Source organism: Streptomyces sp. NBC_00286 (genome assembly GCF_036173125.1).
Lineage (GTDB): Bacteria > Actinomycetota > Actinomycetes > Streptomycetales > Streptomycetaceae > Streptomyces.
On record NZ_CP108054.1, the window covers coordinates 4771752 to 4793715 of the forward strand.

Annotated in this window: 20 protein-coding genes, 1 tRNA gene and 4 pseudogenes; 12 read left to right on the forward strand and 13 right to left on the reverse strand. The window is 69.0% G+C overall.

Annotated features, from left to right (window positions below):
* Positions 1 to 26 precede the first annotated feature (26 nt).
* Positions 27 to 269, forward strand: coding sequence for a DUF5988 family protein (locus OHT21_RS21735; protein ID WP_328770026.1), 243 nt, complete (start codon positions 27 to 29; stop codon positions 267 to 269).
* A 42-nt stretch (positions 270 to 311) separates the two neighbouring features.
* Here OHT21_RS21735 and dcd read toward each other — a convergent pair whose 3' ends face one another.
* Positions 312 to 887 carry a dCTP deaminase gene (gene dcd, locus OHT21_RS21740; protein ID WP_328770027.1) on the reverse strand — a complete coding sequence of 192 codons (576 nt, stop codon included), beginning with the start codon at positions 885 to 887 and terminating at the stop codon, positions 312 to 314.
* Positions 888 to 1448: 561 nt separating this feature from the next.
* Between dcd and OHT21_RS21745 the strand changes: the two genes are divergently transcribed.
* Positions 1449 to 1522: transfer RNA gene (locus OHT21_RS21745), tRNA-Gly, on the forward strand.
* 49 nt (positions 1523 to 1571) lie between these two features.
* On the opposite strand, the gene OHT21_RS21750 is transcribed toward OHT21_RS21745, so the two are convergent.
* Complete coding sequence (locus OHT21_RS21750) at positions 1572 to 2033, reverse strand: hypothetical protein (protein ID WP_328770028.1); 462 nt, start codon at positions 2031 to 2033, stop codon at positions 1572 to 1574.
* 381 nt (positions 2034 to 2414) lie between these two features.
* Here OHT21_RS21750 and OHT21_RS21755 point away from each other — a divergent pair, with 381 nt between their 5' ends.
* Positions 2415 to 2792 carry a hypothetical protein gene (locus OHT21_RS21755; protein ID WP_328770029.1) on the forward strand — a complete coding sequence of 126 codons (378 nt, stop codon included), beginning with the start codon at positions 2415 to 2417 and terminating at the stop codon, positions 2790 to 2792.
* Positions 2793 to 3241: 449 nt separating this feature from the next.
* Here the strand turns inward: OHT21_RS21755 and OHT21_RS21760 are convergent, their stop codons facing one another.
* Positions 3242 to 3550 carry a hypothetical protein gene (locus OHT21_RS21760; protein WP_328770030.1) on the reverse strand — a complete coding sequence of 103 codons (309 nt, stop codon included), beginning with the start codon at positions 3548 to 3550 and terminating at the stop codon, positions 3242 to 3244.
* Between the two features lie 525 nt (positions 3551 to 4075).
* Positions 4076 to 5482 carry an APC family permease gene (locus OHT21_RS21765; protein ID WP_328770031.1) on the reverse strand — a complete coding sequence of 469 codons (1407 nt, stop codon included), beginning with the start codon at positions 5480 to 5482 and terminating at the stop codon, positions 4076 to 4078.
* A gap of 316 nt (positions 5483 to 5798) precedes the next feature.
* Between OHT21_RS21765 and OHT21_RS21770 the strand changes: the two genes are divergently transcribed.
* Entirely contained in the window at positions 5799 to 7355 is a 1557-nt protein-coding gene (locus tag OHT21_RS21770; protein WP_328770032.1) for a PH domain-containing protein, read from the forward strand.
* A gap of 422 nt (positions 7356 to 7777) precedes the next feature.
* On the opposite strand, the pseudogene OHT21_RS21775 reads toward OHT21_RS21770, so the two are convergent.
* From OHT21_RS21775 to OHT21_RS21785, 3 genes and pseudogenes are all read right to left on the reverse strand, one after another.
* Positions 7778 to 8509, reverse strand: a pseudogene (locus OHT21_RS21775) (tyrosine-type recombinase/integrase); the annotation flags it as partial.
* A 1-nt stretch (position 8510) separates the two neighbouring features.
* Positions 8511 to 8756, reverse strand: a pseudogene (locus OHT21_RS21780) (DUF2637 domain-containing protein); the annotation flags it as partial.
* Positions 8756 to 9016: a hypothetical protein gene (locus OHT21_RS21785; protein ID WP_328770033.1), complete on the reverse strand. Its 261-nt coding sequence runs from the start codon at positions 9014 to 9016 to the stop codon at positions 8756 to 8758. The gene OHT21_RS21785 and the pseudogene OHT21_RS21780, both read right to left, overlap by 1 nt.
* Before the next feature lie 445 nt (positions 9017 to 9461).
* Between OHT21_RS21785 and OHT21_RS21790 the strand changes: the two genes are divergently transcribed.
* The gene (locus OHT21_RS21790; RefSeq protein ID WP_328770034.1) at positions 9462 to 9818 is read left to right on the forward strand and encodes a carboxymuconolactone decarboxylase family protein; all 357 of its coding nucleotides are present in this window, start codon (positions 9462 to 9464) and stop codon (positions 9816 to 9818) included.
* A 299-nt stretch (positions 9819 to 10117) separates the two neighbouring features.
* On the opposite strand, the gene OHT21_RS21795 is transcribed toward OHT21_RS21790, so the two are convergent.
* Both OHT21_RS21795 and OHT21_RS21800 read right to left on the reverse strand, forming a co-directional pair.
* Positions 10118 to 10270, reverse strand: a complete 153-nt coding sequence (locus OHT21_RS21795; RefSeq protein WP_319125193.1) for a hypothetical protein — start codon at positions 10268 to 10270, stop codon at positions 10118 to 10120.
* Entirely contained in the window at positions 10271 to 11413 is a 1143-nt protein-coding gene (locus OHT21_RS21800; RefSeq protein WP_328770035.1) for a hypothetical protein, read from the reverse strand.
* A gap of 486 nt (positions 11414 to 11899) precedes the next feature.
* Here OHT21_RS21800 and OHT21_RS21805 point away from each other — a divergent pair, with 486 nt between their 5' ends.
* The gene (locus tag OHT21_RS21805; RefSeq protein ID WP_328770036.1) at positions 11900 to 12478 is read left to right on the forward strand and encodes a DUF5994 family protein; all 579 of its coding nucleotides are present in this window, start codon (positions 11900 to 11902) and stop codon (positions 12476 to 12478) included.
* A 256-nt stretch (positions 12479 to 12734) separates the two neighbouring features.
* Here OHT21_RS21805 and OHT21_RS21810 read toward each other — a convergent pair whose 3' ends face one another.
* The 3 genes from OHT21_RS21810 to OHT21_RS21820 all read right to left on the reverse strand — a co-directional run bounded on the left by OHT21_RS21810 (position 12735) and on the right by OHT21_RS21820 (position 14433).
* Positions 12735 to 13136, reverse strand: a complete 402-nt coding sequence (locus tag OHT21_RS21810; RefSeq protein ID WP_328770037.1) for a DUF5994 family protein — start codon at positions 13134 to 13136, stop codon at positions 12735 to 12737.
* A 381-nt stretch (positions 13137 to 13517) separates the two neighbouring features.
* Positions 13518 to 13724 carry a hypothetical protein gene (locus OHT21_RS21815; protein WP_328770038.1) on the reverse strand — a complete coding sequence of 69 codons (207 nt, stop codon included), beginning with the start codon at positions 13722 to 13724 and terminating at the stop codon, positions 13518 to 13520.
* Between the two features lie 211 nt (positions 13725 to 13935).
* Positions 13936 to 14433 (reverse strand): DUF5994 family protein, encoded by a 498-nt coding sequence (locus OHT21_RS21820; protein ID WP_328770039.1) that lies wholly within the window; start codon positions 14431 to 14433, stop codon positions 13936 to 13938.
* A gap of 273 nt (positions 14434 to 14706) precedes the next feature.
* Here OHT21_RS21820 and OHT21_RS21825 point away from each other — a divergent pair.
* The 6 genes and pseudogenes from OHT21_RS21825 (at position 14707) to OHT21_RS21850 (ending at position 20312) form a co-directional block, all read left to right on the forward strand.
* A pseudogene (locus OHT21_RS21825) lies at positions 14707 to 14980 on the forward strand (hypothetical protein).
* A gap of 194 nt (positions 14981 to 15174) precedes the next feature.
* A pseudogene (locus OHT21_RS21830) lies at positions 15175 to 15357 on the forward strand (PRC-barrel domain containing protein); the annotation flags it as partial.
* A gap of 672 nt (positions 15358 to 16029) precedes the next feature.
* Complete coding sequence (locus OHT21_RS21835; RefSeq protein ID WP_328770040.1) at positions 16030 to 17124, forward strand: ferredoxin reductase; 1095 nt, start codon at positions 16030 to 16032, stop codon at positions 17122 to 17124.
* Between the two features lie 87 nt (positions 17125 to 17211).
* Entirely contained in the window at positions 17212 to 18267 is a 1056-nt protein-coding gene (locus OHT21_RS21840; protein ID WP_328770041.1) for a fatty acid desaturase family protein, read from the forward strand.
* Positions 18268 to 19113: 846 nt separating this feature from the next.
* Complete coding sequence (locus OHT21_RS21845; protein WP_328770042.1) at positions 19114 to 19947, forward strand: PIG-L family deacetylase; 834 nt, start codon at positions 19114 to 19116, stop codon at positions 19945 to 19947.
* A 203-nt stretch (positions 19948 to 20150) separates the two neighbouring features.
* Positions 20151 to 20312 carry a hypothetical protein gene (locus OHT21_RS21850; RefSeq protein ID WP_328770043.1) on the forward strand — a complete coding sequence of 54 codons (162 nt, stop codon included), beginning with the start codon at positions 20151 to 20153 and terminating at the stop codon, positions 20310 to 20312.
* Positions 20313 to 20451: 139 nt separating this feature from the next.
* On the opposite strand, the gene OHT21_RS21855 is transcribed toward OHT21_RS21850, so the two are convergent.
* The gene (locus OHT21_RS21855) at positions 20452 to 21906 is read right to left on the reverse strand and encodes an FG-GAP repeat protein (RefSeq protein WP_328770044.1); all 1455 of its coding nucleotides are present in this window, start codon (positions 21904 to 21906) and stop codon (positions 20452 to 20454) included.
* Positions 21907 to 21964 lie beyond the last annotated feature (58 nt).

A 21964-nucleotide genomic window follows, 5' to 3' on the forward strand; every position in this document is an offset into this window, starting at 1 on the left:
CACGTACGTACTGGAGCTCTGGAGACATGGCCACGAAGACAGGCAACAAGGGCACTACGTCGGACACAGCCGCCCTGGCCGCGCTCGAGGGCGGCCCCGACGACCTGCCCGAGCGGATCGTCCCCGCCACGGCCCCGGCGGGCGAGGACCTGAAGATCCTGCACCGCGGCGGCTACGAACACTTCCGCCCGACGTCACGCCGCCAGGAGACGGAGAAGGGGAAGCTGCCGGTCTACGAGTGGTGGGAGCGCACGGAGATCGCCGAGTAGGCCCTCTTCAGTACGTGGTCCGGGCCTGGGTCCGGTTCTGGATCACACCTGGGTCCGGTGGAAGTTGAGGAAGGACCGCGAGGCGGTGGGCCCACGCTGACCCTGATAACGGGACCCGTACCGCTCAGACCCGTAAGGGAATTCGGCAGGCGAGCTCAGCCGGAACATGCACAACTGCCCGATCTTCATCCCCGGCCACAGCTTGATGGGCAGCGTGGCGAGATTGGACAGCTCAAGGGTTACGTGCCCGGAGAACCCGGGGTCGATGAACCCGGCGGTGGAATGCGTGACCAGCCCGAGCCGCCCCAGCGAACTCTTCCCCTCGAGCCTGGACGCGAGATCATCGGGCAGCGAGATCACCTCATACGTGCTCGCCAGCACGAACTCCCCGGGATGCAGGATGAACGGCTCGTCCCCGTCCGGCTCGACCAGCCGCGTCAGATCGGCCTGCTCGATGGAGGGGTCGATATGCGGGTAACGGTGATTCTCGAACACCCGGAAGTACCGGTCGAGCCGCACGTCGACGCTCGACGGCTGCACCATGGAATCGTCGTACGGAGCGATCCGGACCCGCCCGGAGTCGATCTCGGCCCGAATGTCCTTGTCAGAGAGAAGCACGACCTGAGGATACGCACGGCGTAGGGGCCCGCCACAATCCACCGAGTATCCGAGGACTGCGACGGGCCCCTATGGCCCCTACGAGGTGAAGCCGAAGCCGTGGTCCGGCCGCTACCGCTTGTCCATGGCCACGGATACGGGAACGGGTACGACGTTCCGAAGCCGGGCGCAGCGCGGACAGCGGATCAACCGGCCGGGGCCGAGGCGGTCGGCCTGCTGCATCGGAAGCTGGGCGGTGCTGAACACATGTCCTTCGGCACAACGGACAACGGTGCTGCGTTCCATCAAGTCCTCAGAGTCCCTTCCCCAAGAGCCGCGTCTGACTGACGTAAACCGCCACATTACGGGACGATCAGAACGGCCCTCCAGGCGGCACTCCGATCCCGCCCAACGCCTCTCCCACCCCTCCACCGTACGCCCCAACTCCCGCCCCACGCAGCCCCGTCCACCCACCGGGCCACCCCCGAAACGACCACAGGCCCCAGGGCATTTTCGACGCCCAGGGCCTGGCATGAGGTACAGTGAACCCGCGTTTCCGACGCCGCCCAGCGGCCGTCTTACGCGGGTGTAGTTTAATGGTAGAACATCAGCTTCCCAAGCTGAGAGCGCGAGTTCGATTCTCGTCACCCGCTCCATGACTAAGGCCCAGGTCAGAGACCCGGGCCTTTCTGCTGTGCGTCGTGATCAGTTGTCGCGTACCGGATTCGTGCCAGAAGCGCCCCGGCGGTCAACCGCCCCGAGCGGAAGAGGGGCCTGCGCCCTCCGAGCACGGACCCTCTCCGTCTGTGGCGGCGTAGTGCTCCTGCCTACACCTGGGCGCCGGACTTCCTGCGGCGTACGACGAACATCGCGCCGGCACCGGCTACCACGGCCACCCCGCCGACGATCCCAACCATTGGGAAGCGCGGAGCCGGAGCCCGTCTTCGCGAGGTTGCCGGTGATCTCCTTGGCATCGCCCTGCGGCTTCGCGCCCTCGGTGACGTCGGGCTTCTCGCCGTTCGGCTCGGAGTCCTCGCCCGGCTCGCCGCCGGCGGCGAGCACGGTGAACTCGTAGAAGTCGCCGTTGCCATAGCACGCGGACGCCTCACCCGCGTACACGGCCTGGCTCAGCGCGAACGACGAGCCCGCCGAGGCCTTGTCATCCACACGCACACGGCGGTCTACCCCGCCCTCGTTGCCCGGTGGCGCTGTACTCGGGGTCGGCGGAGCTGGGTTCGTCACTCGGAGCGTGTTCGTCGGCGGGGCCGAGCACCTGTGTAGGCCACCACCAGCAGCCTCCGCAAGGAGACCGCGCATCCGGCGGAGCAGCTCCGTGAACCCGGCCTGCGGCCGACCGGTTCGGACCGGGCCGTAGGCAATAGGCGAAGCTGAGCACTCCAGTGCGGAAGTGACATACAGGGAACGGGGGGGAACGGGGGAGGACCGAGCACGGCGGCACCGTAAGTGGCTGTGGGGGCTCTGCCTGCACGGTGCTCGTCCTGGTCATCGTCGGGTTCTCGGTCCGGGCTCCGGTGGCTCGCGGTGCGGATGACGAACGTGGTGACCGAGAAGCTCGGCTGGGGTGACGATCCGTTGCCCGCGCCGGAGGACGGGGCGGTACCCGACACCGGCACCTACGTGCCCCGCGCGGAAGCGAAGGGTTCCGCCTGCGACGCTCTCGCCACCACCCACGTCCCGACTGAAGGACGCGACGGGAAGGTCCGCATCGCCATCGCCGACGGCGTGGCCGTCGGCCTTGCACCCTGCGAATCCCTGACCGGCCACCCGCCGGCGGCAAGGCGGCCGAACCGGCTACTCAGGGGTTGTTCCTGCGCTGTGCCGACCTGGGTCGCGTGGTCTGGCGCGGAGCTCCAGACCACACCGCGCGTCTCGGGGCTCCTGCCGACGTGGTCGGTCAGCGGGTGACCATGACACCGTCCAGATGCACTGTGGCGCGGCCGGCCGAGCTACCCGACAGCACCCTCAGCTGGGCCCTGTGGGTGGTGATCTTCGTACCGAGTGTGTCGGCAGCGGCCAGCGACGACTGATGACAACAGCTCAGAACCCAGCTCGCCACAGCTCGGTCGCAAGAGCCGGAAGAACCAGTCAGTAGTCGGCCCGCGTGTCACCGGCCTACGGCTCGTGTCCTCCTGTGGAGGGTGATCGCCCGGCCGGCGGCTTGAACCGCCATGAGCGCAAGCCAGGTTCCCCCCAGGCACGGCCCAAGAAGGCCCCACCAGTCCACTACCGGCCTCGCAAGCACCTCCACGGCCCACCAGACGTCGTAGGCCACGATGCCGGTCAGCACCACAGCCAGGAGAGCCGTCGTCCACCAGCGCTCGGGCCACCCCTTGTCCACGTTGCTCCCCTTGTGCTCATCGCGGGACTCGGGCGTCGCTTCTCCCGGCCAGGACAAACAAGAGGCCCGCGAGCACGGAGCATCCGATACTGACAGCGATACCGACCATGACCGTGTCGTACGAGGCGTTCGAGAGCCGGGGTACGCCGTTGGCCAGCGTGCCCGCGTACAGGGACAGCAGTCCGAAGGCGCGCAGCCGCAAGCCGCCGGTGCGCTCGCGCATCCACGGCGGAACCCAACCGCGCAGCATCGCTGTCGACAGCGGCAGCAGGAGCACGCTGACGAACCCCAGTGCGATCCAGTGGTACAGCGGGTTGCCATGCACGAGCCCGCTCCCTCTCTTTTGTCCCGTCGCACGGAGTGGCCACCGCGCGACGCCGTGAACGATAGAGCCATACAGTGGCGGTCACCATGCCGGGTCCCGGCAGCCTTGCACGCCTCTCACCTGCATGGTGACGGCGGGAGGTCCCGCCGTTGCGTGCCGGTCGGCGGCGGGTCACCGCCGCCGACCGGCACGGCGCTCAGGGGTTCGGGGTTCAGGTGACAAGCGCGAGTACGGCGGTCAGGTGCCCGCAGAGTCCGAACACCGTGATCGGCCACACGGACGACAGTGTGGACGGCGAGGCGGCCAGGGGCGGGGAGCATACCGAGATGGGCCGGCGCCGACTGCTGCTCACCCGTGGCCGGGGTCCACGCTCGGGAAAGGCGTCACTGGCGATGTGGCTCCAGTGGCGATGCAGCCCAGCCGTCCGCGGACATGCCGCGGAAGTACTTGGTGGGCCGCCCTCGTCCCGCATGCTCACGAGTTCCCCTTCGCACCCGGTCGTCACCGGGCGCGAAGGGATCCCGGTCAGCGGGCGGCGACGGCGGCGATGAGGCGCTGTTCGGCGTCCTCGCCCGCCGCCACCTTGGGCAGCCGCCACATGAAGAGCGCGCCGACCAGCCACCACACGCCGACGATCGCCCACTCCGAAGGCCAGACGAGGGCCGCGGGCATGCCGGGCAGGTAGAGCACGCCGAGCCCCAGACTGAGCACCAGCGCGGCGACACCGACAGCCGGTCCGGCCGGGGTACGGAACGGGCGCTCCATGCCCGGCTCCCGGCGACGCAGCACGAGGAAGGACAGCACGACGACGACGTAGGCGACGACGATGTTGATGCCGCCCGCGTCGACCAGCCAGACCAGCATCGGCCGTCCGAAGAACGGGGCCAGTACCGAGAGGGCGCCGATGAAGACCACGGCGTTGGCCGGGGTGCGGTATTTCGGGTGCATCGTGCCGAACCAGGCGGGGATCATGCGGGACTCGGCCATGGCGTACAGCAGTCGGCTGCCGCCGATGAGGAAGGCGTTCCAACTCGTCAGGATGCCCGCGATGCCACCGATGACCAGGACGTTGCCCATGGCCTGGCTGTTCCACAGGGCGGTCATGGCGTCGGCTGCGGCGAGGTTGGACTCGGTGAGGGCCGAGGCGCTGAGACCGGAGCCCACGGTCAGCATGATCATGACGTACCACGCGGTCGCACAGAGCACGGAGATCACCAGAAGCCTGCCCACCTGGCGGTACGGGAGCTTGATCTCGCCGGCCGACTGCGGAATCACGTCGAATCCCACGAAGAGGAACGGCACGGCGACCAGCACCGTGAAGATGCCGTCCATGCCCCCGCTGACCATCGGCTCCATGTTGGCGGTCGAACCGCCCTTGAGGGCTCCGACGAGCAGCGCGGCGCCCGCGCAGAGCAGGAACAGCACCGCGATGGTCTGGAACACCGCCGCGGGACGTATGCCGATGTAGTTCACGGCCGTGATCGCGATCGCCGCGATCACGCCGACGGCGACCCAGCTCGCGTAGACGTCGTAGTCGGCGATCGTCCACATGTGCCCCACGAGCATGTCGGGGAAGAGGTTGACCATGCTGTGCGGCAGCGCGACGGCCTCGAACGCGGCGACCGACACATAGCCGAGGACCATGGCCCAGGAAGCCAGGAAGGCACCCCGGCCACCGAGTGCCCGCAGCGCGTAGTGGTGCTCGCCGCCCGCGTGCGGCATGGCGGAGACCAACTCCGCGTACGTCAGCCCGACGAGCGTGACGACCACGCCGCCGATGGTGATGGCGATGGCCGCGCCCACCGGCCCCGCGTCGCTGATGAAACCGGAGGTGAGAACGATCCACCCGAAACCGATCATGGCCCCGAAGGCCAGTGCCAGAACGTCTCCTCTGCCGAGCACTCTGAGGAATCCGCCGTTGTTGTCCGTCATTCGCCGATCCTGCCTGTCTGGGGGGTTTCTCGCGTCAGGAGAGACAGCAGTGGACCGGACGTCAGGACATGAGCACCAGAATCAGGGTGTACAACTTTCACCGTGTATCTATCCAGATCGATGAAATCCCCGGTCAGCCGCTTGACTCCATCAAGCGAGCCACACACATGTAACCCCGGGGACCTGCTTCCGTAACACGCGCGGCACTTGGCGAACCGGGCTTCACGACGTACCCGAATCCGGCAGTGTCGCGGGCCGGAAATCTGCCGCACGCCGCACAAGCGGGTGCGGCCCGGCTGACGGCACGATTCCGCACATGACCGATGGCCGGGAAGTGACCTGCCACTCTCCGCTCCAGAAGCGCGCCCTGTGGTTCCTCGTCGGACTCGGGGCGGCTGGGGCGACCCTGACCGCGGTACGCATGGTGTTCTGGGGCGGGCTCGTGGACGGATGGGCGTACGTGGGCCTGTTCGTCGCGCTGGTGAGCATCACGTGCCTGTGGGGGAACTTCGTCCAGGTGCGCGCCGACGCGTACGGGCTGCACTCCCGGGCGCCGCTGCGCCGCCGGAGCGTGCCGTGGCACGACATCGCCGACCTGCGCGTACACCTGCAGTACGGGCGCCACGGGCAGGAGTTCCGCCGTGTCGGCGTGGTACTGCGCGACGGACGCACACGGCGCCTTCTCCTGCCGCTGAGCGGGTCCTCCGAGGACCGACCGGACTTCGACGCGAAACTGGACGCGTTCCGCGCGCTGCACCGCCGTTACGGAGCCCCGGAGTCGAGGCATGTCCTCGTCATCTCGAAACACACCGCCGGGCGCGGTTCTGCGGTGTCACTGGGCCTGTGCGCGCTGCTGCTCGCGGGCGCGGGCCTGGCCGCATGGTTCGTGCCGATCGTCGAGTCGGAGAAGCAGGCGTGGGCGTCGGCTGCCCCGTGCACCGCCGAGACGCCCGCCGCGGAACGTGGAGAGTGCCTGACCAGCCTGCCTGCCGTTATCGCGCGGAAGGAGGCCGGCACAGCGAAGCAGCGCAGCTGGTTGTACTTCGCCGACAGTCGGCCTCTGGAGCGACTCTCGGTCTCGCAAGAGGGAGCCCAGGGGTTCGAGCCCGGCGATCGCGTCGAACTCACCGTCTGGCGCCACCAGGTGAGAGAGGTCACCGGAGAACACCATGTGTGGCGCGAGCACTTCACCGGCGCCGGAGAGGTGGCCGTCGTCGCGGCCGGGTGCGTCCTCGCCGCGGGCTATCCCGGCGCCCAGGCTCTGCTGCGCCGACGCGGGCGCCGACTGGCCGACGACGAGGTCCTGCCGTCGACGCTTCCGTTCGCGGGCGCGCTCGTCGCCACGGCCCTGTGGCTGCTGCCGCTCTGCTACCTCAACCCCACGCCCCTGCCCACCTCTCCCGTGGCCCTCATGTGGGCGTCCGCGGGCTCGCTGACCACGCTGGGCCTCTTCACCTGGGCCTGGCGCGCGACCCGTATCCGTACGCCCCACGAGACCGCAACGCCCAAGGAGTCCCCCGACGAGGAGGTGTTCCTGGCCGCCCGCTTCCTGGAGCCCACCGACTACAACCCGCACGGCTTCGGCACCCACATCGTCCTCGGCGGCGGCCCGCCCGCCGTCACACCCCACTCCGGCCCGGGGCGGTTCGCGGCGAAACGGATCCCGGTGGAGCGGCTCACCGTCAAGGACGTGCGGCGCCTGCGCGACGGCGACGGCGACGGCGACACCGTCCCCAGAAGCTGGCACATCGCCGAACTCGACGACGCGGGCGAGCCGGTCCGCCTCGCGGCCGCCCCGGCTGACCTGACCCGCGTCATCCGCGCGCTGGACCCTGCGAGAACCCCCGCGAACACCACGAACCCCGAGCCATGACCGCCTCGGGCCGCCTACGACGGCAACGGCCCAGGGTGCTGGTTCCCAGGAGGATGAACAGGGCTTCAAGGACCGCGTGAGCCGGCACCGTCGAGGGTCCATGCGCAGTCGCGACGGACACCCCGGGTCAGCCCGAGAGACGACGCGGTCCGGTCGGTGCGAGCACCGTGCGCGCGTATGTCCCGGCTGCCGACGGCGCCCGTGCCCACAGCGTGCCCGTAAGAGCGGACAACCACGGTCGACAACAGTGCGATCCGACCAGAACCACCACCGCAAGGATCATGCGTCTGCCCAGGTCAGAGCCCCAGATCCCGCCCAAGCGCCATGGCTTCCCAAGCTGAGAGCGCGAGTTCGATTCTCGTCACCCGCTCCACGATCAAGGCCCAGGTCAGCGACCTGGGCCTCTTTGTTGTCCCCGTGGATCACTCGCGGCGTGCCAGATTCGTGCCAGAACGCTGATCGTCCGGCTTGGCCGCCTGTTCTTCTGGCACGACCGCAGCTTCCTGGCGTGCCTTGCGTACGGTCGCGTCCAGCCCGGCAGCATCTTCCTGCTGTCGCTCCTCATCGGAGTGTTGATAGATCAGCGCCGCCTTCTCCGAGGACTGCCCGGCACGGACCATCGTGTCCTTGAGGGTAGCGCCGGAGCGCGTGGACAGGGTGTGTCCGGTGTGCCGGAGGTCGTAGAACCGGAAGCCCTCAAGCATGCCGACGATCTCACGCGCCTTGCGCCACCGCCGCCCGAACGTGCTGCGCCGGAAGGGAGCGCCCTTCTCACCGACGAAGAGCAGCCCATCGGGGCCCGGCTCGGCGTAGCTCTCCAGGTGCCAGCGGAGCTCCCGGCGGAGGAACGCGGGAAGAATCACAGACCGAGTTCCTGCCTCAGACTTGGTGTCGCCCTGGACGCGCCGCCCGTTCATCCGCTCCGGCTCGGCGAGGCGGACCCGGACGCGCAGGTTGTCGAGGTCGACGTCCCGGCGGCGGAGGCCGGCCAGCTCTTCCGGCCGCATCGGACCGTACGCACCGAGGTAGACCATGAGCCGCCACCGCATCCCTATGGCGTTGGCGAGCGCGTCGACCTGGGCGACGGTGGCGATGCGCCGCTCAGACGCCTTCTCTTTACCGGCGCCCTTGATCCGGCACGGATTCCGCGTGATCCACGTTGGCGCCCAGTGACGCGGTCAGTGCGACGAGGAACCAGCACCATCCGGCTGCTTTCGGTCCGCCGGAGCTGAGCCGCCGCCAGGCCGCCACCAACAGCAGGTCGACGGAGACCGGGTAGGCCCACGCCTTCCAGCCCTGCTGACCGGCGGCGTAGGCCAGGTCGTGCAGGTGGGCGAAGGACAGCGCGGCAGCGATCACCGCCTGGACGAGTACGGCGTCAACGCGGATGGGCAGCCGCATCACCGATCCTCGTCCGGCTCCTGGTCGCCGCCGGTCAGGGCGGCGGCGTAGATCTCCAGCGCCTTGACGCAGTCGGTGCAGGCGGCGGCCAGGTCGCGGGCGAAGGCCAGGTGATCGGCGATGGGAATCCGGTCGAAAACCGAGACGGTCAGGGAGTAGTCCTCTCCGTTGAGAGTGAGGATCGGGGTTCGGCGAGTGCCGTACTGGCTGAGGTGGACGTTGGTACCGGCGTCCGCGTAGAAGGACATCGAGGCGGTCACGAGGTTTCCTCTCGGTGTTCAGGCATGGCGGAGTAGGGACTTGGCGCAAGACGGCCGCGCCGGCAGTTGGAGCGGGTGCGCTTACTCGGTGACGGGGCGAGGGGCGGCCACGGGCCCGGACTCCTTCACGGGCACGGGCGGGACGTAGGGCCGGAAGGGCATGGCCCCAACGTCGTGCTTTGCCGGGCAGGTCCACAGACTGCCCGACGCGCCGGAAGGTTACGGGGCCATGATCACTCGCGCCAAAGCAGCTCCTGGCCAAAGTCGCTTCGCCGACCTATTCGCTACGGGCTCCCGCTCATCCCCCGATTCACCTGCTCAGCCCAACATGCGCTCCATCCTCGCGGCTCCTACCGTGGAAAAGTCAAGGTCGACGCCGGGGGGGGTACCCGCTTCATCGGGTGGCGCGTGTCGGCCCCGCACGGCACCGGAAGGCGGACCGGACATGGTCACAAGGTCAGACACCCCCGTTCTCGACACGCTCGCTGCCATGACAGTCGACTCGATCGAGCGCTGCGGCCTGGACGAGAACACGCTTATTCTCATCCGCCTTGCCGCGCTCGCGGCCATGGACGCACCGGCAATCTCCTACCTCGCGCATGTCGACCCTGCCATCAGGGCCAACCTGACGGCCGAGCAACTACAAGACGTTCTCGTTGCCATCGCCCCCGTTGTTGGCACGGCACGCGTCATGTCGGCCGCAACCCACATCACCGAGGCACTCGGCATCACCATCGCATTGGCCGAGGCGGAAGCCGAAACAATGGCCGAGGCGGAAGCCCAGAGCCGGAGCAAGTCCTGAGCGAAGCCCGATGAGGCGTACGGCCCTTCGCCTCGCGACAGAGGTGAGTGTCTAACTGCGTGACAACGCCGACGGGCAGCGGCGGACAAGCGCGGACGCCTGCGGACCATCGCAACAGGTGAGAGGCACGCAAGCCCAAGGTCGGACGCCCGCCCAAGTTACTTCGGGACAAAGAAGTCGTGGGCTCAGATCCCGCCACCCCAACAGTTGAAACACCAGGACAGGGGTCTGACCCGCATCGCGGGTCAGACCCCTGTCGGCCTCGCGCCAGCCTACAAGCGGCCTACAGCCAACCGCTGTCAGTCAGGACCCGCCCCGTAGAGCGTCAGCATCAGTGCCACAACGGCAACGCCGACCAAGAGCGCAGCGCCTAGCCGTTCGTCGCGCCGAGATTCACGCACAACGAAGCAGCCGACCAGGGCGATCAGGGCGAGAGTCAATGCGTCAGGCATTCACGCCTCCCGCCCGGCCGCTGCGCGGTCATCGACTCGACCGACAACAGGCGACTGAGCCGCTCGGAAACGGGACGTCTCCTCGCCATCCCGACTGTGACGCGCACGGCGACCGAGCCGCTTGAGTTTGCGGCGTACTCGCTCACCCAGAGCCTCGGCGTCACCCTGCACGTATGCCTGCGAAGTGAGGGCCAATACCGTGGCGGCCGCCTCGGTCCAACTCGACGTCCCCGAACGGCTCCAGGCGAGCGCGACTGCCCTCTCGATCGGGAACATCTGCTCCAGCACGACGAGCACACGCGGATCATCAGGCAGCGTCCCGGTAAGGATGTCGGCCGGGTCGGGCCCTCCAGCGACGAGGTCGGCGAGAGTCAGCCCATTCTCCAGAACGGGGACATCCAGGCTGAGCAGCCGCTCTCCGGCACAGCGCCGACGCCACAGTGGCGTGAGCTGTCGGTGGATCTCCCTCACCTCATGCATCAGCCGGGAGAGAGCCCCCCGGCGGATGGTGCCGTGCGTGTACAGGGTGCTCGCCCAGTCGCCAAGGAGAGCCGTGGTCACCGGTTCCTGCCAGCGGGCTCCACGCCACAGGCCGAGGTCAGCGGCCATGAACTTCTCGATGAGCTCAGTGTTGCCGAGCGCCGCCTCGTTCCGTGCTTCCACGGCGCGTGCCGCGAGTCTGGCCTCACGGGCCTCCGCACTAGCCTCCGGAGAAGTGGGCTTGGCGGTGGTGGCCGTTCTAGCCCATGGGCTGTCGATCTCCCCCTCGGTCCAGGTCTGCACGATCTGCCAGGGTTCGAGTTTGGAGTTGTCCCGGAACAGGCGCCCTGCCAGCAGTCGTCCACCGTCCCTTTCGTTACCGAAGTAGAAGTAGGAGCTGTCGCGGACTCCCCCATCGCCCCCGTACGCAATGAGGTCGCCCTCACCCAGTACGGGGAGGCGGCGAGTGGACTGTGGATCAATGGGTACGGACTTCGGCTCGGGAAGAACCCGCCACCGCCTGACCAGGCCGTAGCGTGCGTATAAGGCGTCGAGATCCTCGGCTTCCTCCGTCTCCGACACGTTCGCCTCGCGGGGCGGGACGGTCTTAGGCGATGCCGCCACTTCCTGTGCCTGCGGTTCTTCGGGAGCTTCGGGCGTCATGGGTGGTCCTCCGGCAGTTGATGGGCGAGCCTGTCCCCTTTCGGGCCCCGGATCGCCCCGAACCGGCAATCCTCACCCCGGAATTCAGAGTGATCCGCATCACAGCACCGGAGGTCGTGCTGATGTCTCCGGCCCGCCGCTCCATAGGCCTGGTCTTGGAGCGGTGCAGCGACGAATGACTCGTGCCAGACGCGTGCCAGATCGTGCGGGGAACCACAGGGAACAGCGGGGGAACCAATCGACCGTCTACCGCGCGTCTACGTCGCGCCGCCGCAGGTCAGGCCTGTAGGACGCTCTAGACGCCATGAGCTTCCCAAGCCGAGGGCCCACGCAACCGTGAGACCGCGTGCTGTGTCGGCATCAGCAAGTAGCCTGCGGCTGTCAGCCCGTGGCTCACCTGGAGGCTTCGTGGAAGCTACCGCTCTCACCACTCCCGTTCGACACCGGGCCGAGCCTGTGGCAACGGTCTGGAGACGGGTTCGCGCGATGTCCGCGACCACCGACCTTGCCCCGCTGCGGATGGTGCCCTTCAGGGTTCCGAGCACCCGCCTCGCGCTGAAGCCCATGAGCACGTCCCGAGGGGGCCTGGACGGCGCCTGGTGGCCCCGCTCCCGGGACTTGCCAGGCGAACTCTCCGCTCTGGCCGACGTGCTGGATCCTCTGTGGGGACGGATCACCCGGATCGCCGTCAACCCTCAGTACTGGCCGATCATCCCGCGCAAGCTGCCCGTCAACGGTCATGTGGTGAAGGTCGGTTGGTTCGCGCGGGAGCTGGACCCGTACAAGATCATGCTGCTGTCCTACACCGCCGGCCGGTGGGACCTGCTGGTGATACCGCCGGAGGTCAGCCCCCTGGCAGCCGCCCGGCTGATGGCCGCCGCGAGCGACGGCTCCTGCCCTCCGATGACCGCGAGCGAGCTCATGGCGACGGAACATGCCCTCCCCGGCAGCCCGACGGGTTATCGGGCACAGGTTCCTGAGGAGGCGTCGGAGGGCAGGGAGGGCACTTCCTCGTGTCACCCGGCCACCCCGACCGGGCCGAGGCGGCTGATCACAGGGATGTGACCGTGATCCTGATCGTTGCCGCGCTCCGGCCCTCGGCGCGACAACCGGACAGCGGCCGGGCCCGATGACGCCCCACCGCCGCAGAACGGACTGTTGGGACGACCCTGGCTGGTGAAGCTGCCGTATGGTGCTCCGTCTCGGCAAGGATGACCAGCGGCGACCGGTGCTGTCTCAGGCAACCACAGCCGGCCAGGGTGGGCGAGGCCCATCGCGCAGCTTCGCCATACGGACGGCACTCCCCGCACACCGCTCACGATCAGATGGGGTCGTCGCCCACGGCAGCGGCCATGAGCGGCTCGGCCGTATCGGGCAGGGTGTCGGGCGGTACGACCAGCAAGTCCCAGCGCCCCCGGCTGGGGGCAAGGAGACAGACCGTGTCCGGGGCGGACATAGTGGTGGACCTGCGCAGGCGCACGACCTGGTTGAAGACGAGCATCCGGCCGGGGGTCGCGGACCACGTCGCCCCGTTGACCGTGACACTGCTGATGTGTCCCCAGGCCTGCGGCAACCCGGCGAGCAACCGCGGGAGTTCCACCAGCAGTTCGTACGAGCGAGGCCACCACGCTCCGTCGATGCGGCGCGGCATGCCGGCGCGGGGTGCGAGACGCAGACGGAGGAGGGGGGACGAGGGAAGCGGGGGCTGCAGTGCGGTCGTCATGAAGGCTCCTGTCAACTGCCATGAGAAACGCGAGAAAAGGGGAAGGCCGGGTCCACACGCGGCGGGCGGCGACGCGGTCCGGTGCCGGCCAGCGCACGTCGTACACCCAGCTGAGGCGTTCGAGGAGGCGGATGACGGCGGCTGGACGGCGTTCAACGGGACGGCCGTTGAGGGGGTTCGGCCATGGACTTGGCGGAACTGAGCGACATGCGGAGCTCCTTGACCTCGGTGCGGGTGGCGCGGCCGGGGTCCGGGGCTGGTCCTGTGTGGACGGGTGGTTTGCTGCTCAGGGACGGTCAGGTGTTCTCGTTCGGTGCGTACGGTCCGTCGGCCGCCTGCTGGTCTCGATACGGGCGGCAATGGGCGCGAGGAGCGCGATGATTACGAGCGCGGAGAGTACGAGGGAGCCAGGGGCAGGCGCTGGCGCAGGTCCGTGGCTTTGAGGCCTGCCGGGTAGCTGCCGCCTTCGTCGAAGGCGAAGAACCAGCGGAGCGCATCGGCGACTTGTCGTGTCACTTCCGGGTACGGGGAGACGAATCGGACCTCGGCCGACGGCCCGTCGGGCAACGGCAGGGCTTCGGCGGTCATTTGGCGGAACCTGCCTCGAGCGCGAGCACCCGTTGTCGTGGAACCGCGAGGCCGAAACCGGCCTGGCACCGGCATACGAAGGGGCCTCGCCTGCTCCACCGTACTCCTGCATGCCGCGAAAGGAGGCGGACCCGGCTCGCGCGGCCGATCGCCGGGCGTCTCGCACCGCATCACCGGGCGCCGCACGCGGGTGGTGGTGATCCTGGCCGGGCTACGAGGCTTCCGTGGCGATCGGAAGCACTCGACCGGTGCCGGTGTCGATGAGGATCTGCGCCGCCTGTGTGAGGTTGTCGGCGCGGACGGCCCTGGCCATCGCGTCGCGCGCCGCGTCGGGTGTCGCGTGCGGCGGTACCACGAGCAGGGAGAAGAGATCTTGATCGCCCCGGGTGACGAGGACCGTGTCGTCGCCGACCGGAGAGGAGTCGATGTGCACGACACGGTCGTCGATGATCAACCGCGTCGGCAGTTCTTCCCAGGCACTGGAGTCCAGGCCGACGCGCGTGACAGGCCCGAGGTGTTCGGTCACCGCGGCGATCAGGCTGGGAAGCTCGGCGCCGATGTCGCGGGACCGTGGCCACCACGCACCGTCGAGGATTCCCGCGCGGTCGTGTGTCGTTTGCAACCGCAGGATGGCTGTTCCGGGCCGGACGGCCTGGTGGATCGCGTCCGGCAGGAGCTTCGCCTCACGTGAGAGATCGGGGTCGGGCATCGTCATCGCCTGTCTGCGGGTTCGCCGGTTCGCCGACCGCCTGGGGCGATGTCGGCGTCGCCGCCGGGGAAGCAAAGACGCTTCCTGGGTCCACGATACTCCGCACCGGCCACGACGAGGCTCGCCCAGACGCTGCCGCCCAATGGTCCGGTACCCAAGAAAACCGCAGGTCAACGCAGGTGCTCGGGGCCCGGCCCGGAGTACAGTGAACACCAGGAGTTCCTCGTACCCCAGCTGACGTTTCGTCGGTGCTCGGCGCGAGTGGCGGCAATCATGGCAACACTGCACGAGCGGAAGCACTACCGCGAAGCAATCATGAAAACCCTGTACGAGGCCACGGAAGGCAATCGCCTCCTCGGCGTCACCGGGGCGAAGCTGCGTGACGACTTGGGGATCCCCGAGCAGGATCTCGCCGCGGCCTGCACATATTTGGTGGGCGAAGGACTTGTCACGGCCGACTGGACGCCGGGGAAATGCACCCGCGATGGTCACGCTGACGCATCAGGGGATTCGGCTCATGGAGGCCGATGAGGGGGAGCGCGACTGACGCGACAGTGCCACTTCAGGACACCGGAGCCAGGGGCCGTATTTCCCGAAACCGCCTATGCCAGAAGGGCGTTTCAGCCATACGATGACAAATGGGTCGGCGCACTCTCACGTGCAATGGCCCGGAAGAGCGGCCCCGGTGTGTATACGCCGGGGCCGTTGCACAACCGGTGGCGCGCAGGCAGGGAGCAGGACATGATCCGTTCAGCCGACATCCGCGAGTGGCGCAACCATGACGTGGTCGACCCGAAACAGCACAAGATCGGCATGCTCGAAGCCATCTATGTGGACACGACCACCGACGAACCAGCCGTGGCCACCGTCAGGACCGGGCTTCCCACCCGCCAGCGGCTGGTCTTCGTCCCACGAGAGACGGCTGCCCGGGAGGTGTGGATCCGCAGGCCGCTGCGATGATCCTGCGGCCATCCCGGGAGGCGAGGCCCCACCCCAGCAGCACTCCTCACCGAGGCGAGCGGTCGGTGTCCGTACGGCTTGCTCGGCCGGCGCCTCGGCCGGGGCTGGGCGGACGGAATCGCCCGCGCCCTCGGGTTCGATGTCGATTGGCCGCCGGGCCGCCGCGCAGAGCGCGGTAAGTCCGCGCTGGGCACACCCGACGGGGCCCTTGCCCTCGGGCCGAGGAAGTTGAGGACCACTCAGATCGGTCACCTTGGCGGTGATCCTCGCCATGATCGCGTCCCGGTCGCCCTGCCGGAATCGCCCTGATCCGCCGGCTCAGCACTGGCATGACGCACGGATCGCGGACCTTGGCCGCAACGACGCCATGCCAGGGATCGAACACCGGAACCGCAGGTACCGCCGACCAGTCGGCGGTCGGACATACCGGGGATGAGGGCTTGGCAAGCCGTGGCCGGGATGCGCATCGCGTTGCATGCGTGTCCACACCGGCGCCGCAAGGTCGTCGTCAGTGCGGGCGGCAGCCGCCGGTTCGCCAGGGTCATGCCCGTCAGGGACGGAGCAACCCGGCTTGCCGGTCGTCCACGGCTGCGTGAGCGTAGGTGGTTGGAGAGTGACGAGGAACGGAGAGACGGAATGGTCGGTGTGCTCCGGCACCTGGCGCGGCCCGTCTGGCAGGGCGCCGGGCGGCTGACCACCCCGTTGCTGCCTGACGACTTTCTGGCCGTCGTCGATCCCCTGTGGTCGGCCAAGTGGCCGGCGGGCCGGGTGGAGGCGGTCTGGGCGGAGACGGCGGACGCGACGACGCTGACCGTGCGGGCGGGGCGTGGCTGGTCGGGGCATCGGGCCGCCGGGCAGTACGTGCCGGTGGGGGTGGGGATCGACGGCGCACTGCACTGGCGGACGTACTCGATCACGACGCCGCCGGACGGCTCCGGGCGTTTCGCGATCACCGTACGGGCAGTCCCGGACGGGCGGGTGTCCCCGCACCTGGCCCGCCGGGTCAGGTGCGGGGAGAGACTGCGCCTCGGTCCTGTCCAGGGGGATTTCGTGCTGCCCGGCCCGCCGCCTCCGCGCCTGCTGTTCTTGACCGGCGGTATCGGCATCACTCCCGCGGTGGCCATGCTGCGCGCGCTCGCCAGGCGCACGGGCCGCCGTCCGGACACCGTGCTGGTGCACAGCGCGCCGGACGCCGACCGGGTCGTCTTCGGCGGTGAGCTGCGTGCGATGGCCACCCGCGAAAGCTGGTTGACGCTGCACGAACACCACACCCGCCAAGAAGGGCGGCTGGATCGGGTACGCCTGGGCGCCCTGTGCCCCGACTGGGAGATGCGCGAGAGCTGGGCCTGCGGGCCGGAAGGGCTGCTCGCGTTCGCCGAGCGGGCCTGGCGCGACGCGGATGCCCGGCACCGGCTGCACCTGGAACGGTTCCGGCCGCCGTCACCGGCCGTGCCCGGCAGGGGACCGGGCGGGCACGGCGGGCGGGTGCGCTTCACCCGCAGCGGTGTCGAGACAGACGCCGGCCCGGCCACGTCCCTGCTGAATGCCGGTGAGGCGGCGGGTGTCGTCATGCCCAGCGGCTGCCGTATGGGCATCTGCCGCAGCTGCCTCAGCCCGCTGTCCGCCGGCCGGGTCCGCGACCTGCGGACCGGCGACGTACACGGCGAGCCGGGCGATGTGATCCAGACCTGCGTGTCGGCCGTCTGCGGCCCCGTGCATATCGACCTGTAGAGACCCACCCGCGCACATCGACCTGTAAAGACCATCTGCCGAGCCTCGATGCCTGTCGAGCCTCGAGCCTTTGGGAAGGGAGAACCAGTGGCCGCTGCGCTTGCTCTTGCGCCGTCCGAAGCCGACGCCTTCGGGCAGGAACTGGACCGCATCCGCGCCGAGGTGCTGGCCGAGCGCGGCACCGAGGACGCCCGCTACATCCGTACCCTCATCATCGTGCACCGCGCCCTGGAAGCCGGCGGCCGGGCCTCACTGGCGGTTTCCCTGCTGCCGCCCGCCTGGATGGCCGGGACGGCGATGCTCACCACCGCCAAGATCCTGGAGAACATGGAACTGGGCCACAACATCCTGCACGGCCAGTGGGACTGGATGCGTGACCCGGCCATCCACTCCACCACCTGGGAATGGGACTTCCCCACCCCGGCCGCCGCCTGGAAGCACACCCACAACGACCTGCACCACACCTGGACCAACGTGGTGGGCCGCGACCGCGACCTCGGCTACGTGGCCATGCGGATGAGCGAGGACCAGCCCTGGCGCCCCGTCCATCTCCTCCAGCCCCTCTACGGCGGGCCGCTGCTGGCACCGCTCTTCGAGTGGGCCATCGCGCTGTACGACCTGGAGCCCGAGGCCGTCGTCCAGGGTCGCAAGTCCGTACGCGCGTTCCTGGGCGACCTCGCCGGGATGGCCCGCAAGGGCGCACGGCAATTCACCAAGGACTACGTCCTCTTCCCGCTGCTGGCCGGCCCGTCCGCCCTGCCGTGCCTGCTCGGCAACCTCACCGCCAACACCGCCCGCAACATCTGGGCGCACACCGTGATCTTCTGCGGCCACTTCCCCGCCGGCGCGGAATCCTTCACCGAGGACGAGATCGAGGGCGAGTCGCGCGGCGAGTGGTACGTACGGCAGGCACTCGGCTCGGCGAACATCGACGGCGGCCCTCTCCTGCACGTCCTCACCGGCAACCTCAGCCACCAGATCGAGCACCATCTCTTCCCCGACCTGCCCAGCAACCGCTACGCTGAGATCGCGCCCCGGGTGCGCAAGCTGTGCGAGAAGTACGGCATCCCCTATACCACTGGCCCGCTGCTGCGGCAGTACGCCTCCACCTGGGCGCGTATCTGGCACATGGCGCTCCCGTAACACCCCCGTACCAGCCGGTTCGCCGACGCACGGGGCCGTGGCCCGCACAGGGGCCCGCGGCCTGTCGAACCGGCGCTGGGCGGTCACCTGTCACGACTCCGCGAGCCCTTGTCATCCATTGGTTGTGCATTCGAGGCCCGCACGGCTGTCGCCATCAACATGGCTGTTGAGACCGGCCTGACCTGCGACTCCCTCGCATACGCCGCCCTGTACACAGGCTGTGCCACAGGGGCCGCGTGGACGTTCCAACCGCCCTCGGCCCCGCACCCGGGCCTTGCCCAATCTCGGTCCCTACGACGTTATTCCGCGTGCCGGCGAGCGTCGGTCCCCCTGGGTATCACCGTGACGCCAGTGCCCGGTTCGGTGGGCCGGGACCACAGGACCGGGCATACGCGGCGACCTCGCCGTGTCCACGCCGGCTGCGTACAGCTCCTGCTCCAGGGCCCCCAGCCCTGCGGTTCCTTCTTGGGCATGCCTGCTCCTCCTCAATCCTCTGTGTCGCCGGTGTGGTCACGGTAGAGCTGCTCAGCCAGAGGAACGTTGCCTCGGTACCAGCGCTCCCAGTTCCCCGCTTTGTCGCCTCCAAGGAGCGACATGGCGCTGAGACATACATGTCGCGCCTGTACCTCGTTCGCGTTGCAACGCCGACGCCTGGACGGCCAAACGGCCGCACCGGGAACAGCCGGTCGGGCCGGCACGGTTACCTCGACCGAGGGACCGGCCCCACACGGGCGGGGAACACGGAGACCACAAGGTCGTCCGCCCCACCAGGGTTCGGGCCCCAGGATCGCGAAACGCCCGACGTGCACTCGGACCAATAAGTATTTCCGCAGGAGGACTGTTTTCATGACTGACCGGCCCTTGACGCTCATGGCAGTACACGCCCACCCCGACGACGAGGCCACCGGAACCGGAGGTGTCCTCGCGCGGTACGCGGCGGAAGGCATTCGCACGGTTCTCGTGACGTGTACCGACGGCGGTTGCGGTGACGGTCCGGGGGGTGTCAAGCCGGGCGATCCCGGACATGATCCGGCGGCGGTCGCCTTGATGCGCCGTCAAGAACTTGAGGCGAGCTGCGACGTCCTGAAGGTCAGCGATCTGGAGATGCTGGACTATGCCGACTCCGGGATGATGGGCTGGCCGAGCAACGACGCCCCCGGATCCTTCTGGCAGACCTCCGTGCAGGGAGGCGCGGCACGACTCGCGGAACTCATGCGGCACTACCGTCCTGATGTGGTCGTCACCTACGACGAGAATGGCTTCTACGGTCACCCCGACCACATTCAGGCCCATCGCATCACGATGGCGGCGCTGGAGATGACCGAGCTGACACCGAAGGTGTACTGGACGACGATGCCCCGCTCGATGATGCAGCGGTTCGGCGAGATCATGCGCGAGTTTCATCCGGACATGCCGGAGCCGGATCCTGCCGAGGCCGCCGCGATGGCCGAGATCGGGCTCCCCGACGATGAGATCACCACGTGGGTGGACACCACGGCGTTCAGCGGTCAGAAGTTCGACGCGTTGGCCGCGCACTCCAGTCAGGGCGAGAACATCTTCTTCCTCAAGATGGGCAAGGAGAGGTTCGGCGAGTTGATGGGCATGGAGACCTTCGTACGTGTCCAGGACGCCACCGGCGCGACCGTACCCGAGAACGATCTCTTCGCCGGACTGCGCTGATCCGCCCGTCCGGCCGGCCGGGAAAGCGCATCGACCGCACGGCACGATCGAGCGGGTCACACATCCGGAGGCTTGTCAGTGAGTTCCGCTCCGGCAGCCGGCGTCCATGCCCTTTCCGGGGGTGTCCTGGTTGATACGGGTGGGCCGCTGCCCGGGGTCGATCCCTGCCGGACCTCCGCACCAGACCGAGACCTCGCCCCGACATGACCGCCCAGCTTCTCGGCGGTCGGGGTGTCGGTGTCGCCGAGGACGAGATCGCCGTACCCGTCGCCGTCGAAGTCGCCCTTCGCGCCGGTGGTGCCGTCGGCACCGCCGAGTTCCGTGCGGACGTACCGGCCTTGCTGCCTACCGGCCCGCGAGCATGATGCCTCGCCTGCGGCACGGTGGCCGCCACGACGAGAGCGGCGGTGAGCAGTGTGAAGGATCGTGCGCGCAGGGCGGCTCCTTCCGACGCGGATACGGGCCCGCCCGTGAGCCGGGCGGGCCCGTCGAGGAGTGGTCGGGTCAGTCGGCGAAGTTGTGGCCGAACTGCGGGGAGCCGCTGGCCGAGATGCCGACGGTGGAGGTGTAGATGCCGCTGGAGGCGGACAGTGTGCCGTCGGCGCCGGAGCGCAGGGCGTAGACGGCGCCGTTGCCGCCGTTCTCGCCCAGCGCACCGACGATCACGTCGGCGCGGCCGTCGGCGTCGAGGTCGGTGAGGCGGACGTCGGAGCCGAAGAAGTCGTTCGTCTCGTTGGAGTTGGGTACGCCCGGGGTGTCCTGGCTGAGGAACCTCGCGCCCTGGCCGGTGATGCCGGAGCCGTCGGCCGCGCCGTACAGGACGGTGACCGCACCGGTGTCGGCGACGCCCGCGAGGTTCTCGCCCGGGGCGCCGACGACCAGGTCGAGGTGGCCGTCGCCGTTGATGTCGCCGAGGTCGATCTCGTCGGCGAAGGAGTCGCCGGTCTCGCTCGCGCCCGGGACACCCGAGCTGTCCTGGGTGAACGTCTGGGTGTCGCCGTAGGCGGGGCCGTCGGCGGTGCCGTGCACGATGTGCGCCGTGCCGCCCTTGTTGGCGCCCGCGACGCCCTCATCCCAGCGGAGGCCGATGACGATGTCGCCGTAGCCGTCCTCGTCCGTGTCACCGATGTCGGTGATGATGCCGGCGGGCAGCCTCTGGGCGCCGTTTCCGGTGGCGCCGCTCGCGCCGCCGGGCAGCCAGTAGTTGGCGTTGTAGTCGTCGTCGGTGGCGTAGCCGTTGACGATCAGGTCGTCGGTGCCGTCGCCGTTGATGTCGCCGGAGTGCAGGTGGAGCGGGCCGCCGCCGTCGGCGGCACCGGCGTAGATGGCTGCCTGCGCGGTGTAGCGGCCCCCCGTGCTGCCTTTGGTGCGGCCGAAGCCGCCACGGTGGATGTCGATGGTCGAGCCACTGGAGCCGAGGGCGATGTCGTCCTTGCCGTCGCCGTCGAAGTCACCGGCCTCAAGGGTGCGGCCGAAGAAGTCGTGCTTGGTCGGGCGCGGGTCGGTGAGGGTGGTGCCGCCCTTCAGACCGGTCGCCGAGCCCCACAGGATCACCGCGGTGCCGCCGTCGGTGTCCCCGCTGACGTCCTCGCCCGGGGCGCCCACGGCCAGGTCGTCGTAGCCGTCGCCGTCGAAGTCGCCGTACGCGGTGTCGGCTCCGAAGTAGTCGCCCTGCTCGGCGGTGCCCGGGACGCCGGTGGTGTTCTGGCTGATGGTGGCGTAGCGGTTGCCGGAGGCGCCACCGTAGACGACCGTGACCGTTCCGGCTCCGGACCGGCCGTTCACGTAGGCGGGCCCGGCGGAGACGGCCACGTCACCGTAGCCGTCGGCATTGAAGTCGGCCTGGGCGATGGCCGGGTGGTCGGCAGCCGACGCCGTTCCCGTGGCGGTCACGGCCAGTCCGCCCGTGAGGGCGGCAACCGCGGCGACGGCCACAGCGGTACGGGTGCGCTTGTGCATACGGATTCTCCTGCGGCAGGCGGGGGAGCCTGGCGGGCATCCCCTCGACGAAGCGACA

Bases quoted from the DNA above. Each gene is read 5' to 3' on its own strand.
- OHT21_RS21735 (WP_328770026.1), top strand. From the start codon at position 27: ATGGCCACGAAGACAGGCAACAAGGGCACTACGTCGGACACAGCCGCC.
- OHT21_RS21755 (WP_328770029.1), top strand. From the start codon at position 2,415: ATGACGAACGTGGTGACCGAGAAGCTCGGCTGGGGTGACGATCCGTTG.
- OHT21_RS21765 (WP_328770031.1), bottom strand. From the start codon at position 5,482: ATGACGGACAACAACGGCGGATTCCTCAGAGTGCTCGGCAGAGGAGAC.
- OHT21_RS21770 (WP_328770032.1), top strand. From the start codon at position 5,799: ATGACCGATGGCCGGGAAGTGACCTGCCACTCTCCGCTCCAGAAGCGC.
- OHT21_RS21790 (WP_328770034.1), top strand. From the start codon at position 9,462: ATGGTCACAAGGTCAGACACCCCCGTTCTCGACACGCTCGCTGCCATG.
- OHT21_RS21795 (WP_319125193.1), bottom strand. From the start codon at position 10,270: ATGCCTGACGCATTGACTCTCGCCCTGATCGCCCTGGTCGGCTGCTTC.
- OHT21_RS21800 (WP_328770035.1), bottom strand. From the start codon at position 11,413: ATGACGCCCGAAGCTCCCGAAGAACCGCAGGCACAGGAAGTGGCGGCA.
- OHT21_RS21805 (WP_328770036.1), top strand. From the start codon at position 11,900: ATGTCCGCGACCACCGACCTTGCCCCGCTGCGGATGGTGCCCTTCAGG.
- OHT21_RS21810 (WP_328770037.1), bottom strand. From the start codon at position 13,136: ATGACGACCGCACTGCAGCCCCCGCTTCCCTCGTCCCCCCTCCTCCGT.
- OHT21_RS21815 (WP_328770038.1), bottom strand. From the start codon at position 13,724: ATGACCGCCGAAGCCCTGCCGTTGCCCGACGGGCCGTCGGCCGAGGTC.
- OHT21_RS21820 (WP_328770039.1), bottom strand. From the start codon at position 14,433: ATGCCCGACCCCGATCTCTCACGTGAGGCGAAGCTCCTGCCGGACGCG.
- OHT21_RS21835 (WP_328770040.1), top strand. From the start codon at position 16,030: ATGGTCGGTGTGCTCCGGCACCTGGCGCGGCCCGTCTGGCAGGGCGCC.
- OHT21_RS21845 (WP_328770042.1), top strand. From the start codon at position 19,114: ATGACTGACCGGCCCTTGACGCTCATGGCAGTACACGCCCACCCCGAC.
- OHT21_RS21850 (WP_328770043.1), top strand. From the start codon at position 20,151: ATGACCGCCCAGCTTCTCGGCGGTCGGGGTGTCGGTGTCGCCGAGGAC.
- OHT21_RS21855 (WP_328770044.1), bottom strand. From the start codon at position 21,906: ATGCACAAGCGCACCCGTACCGCTGTGGCCGTCGCCGCGGTTGCCGCC.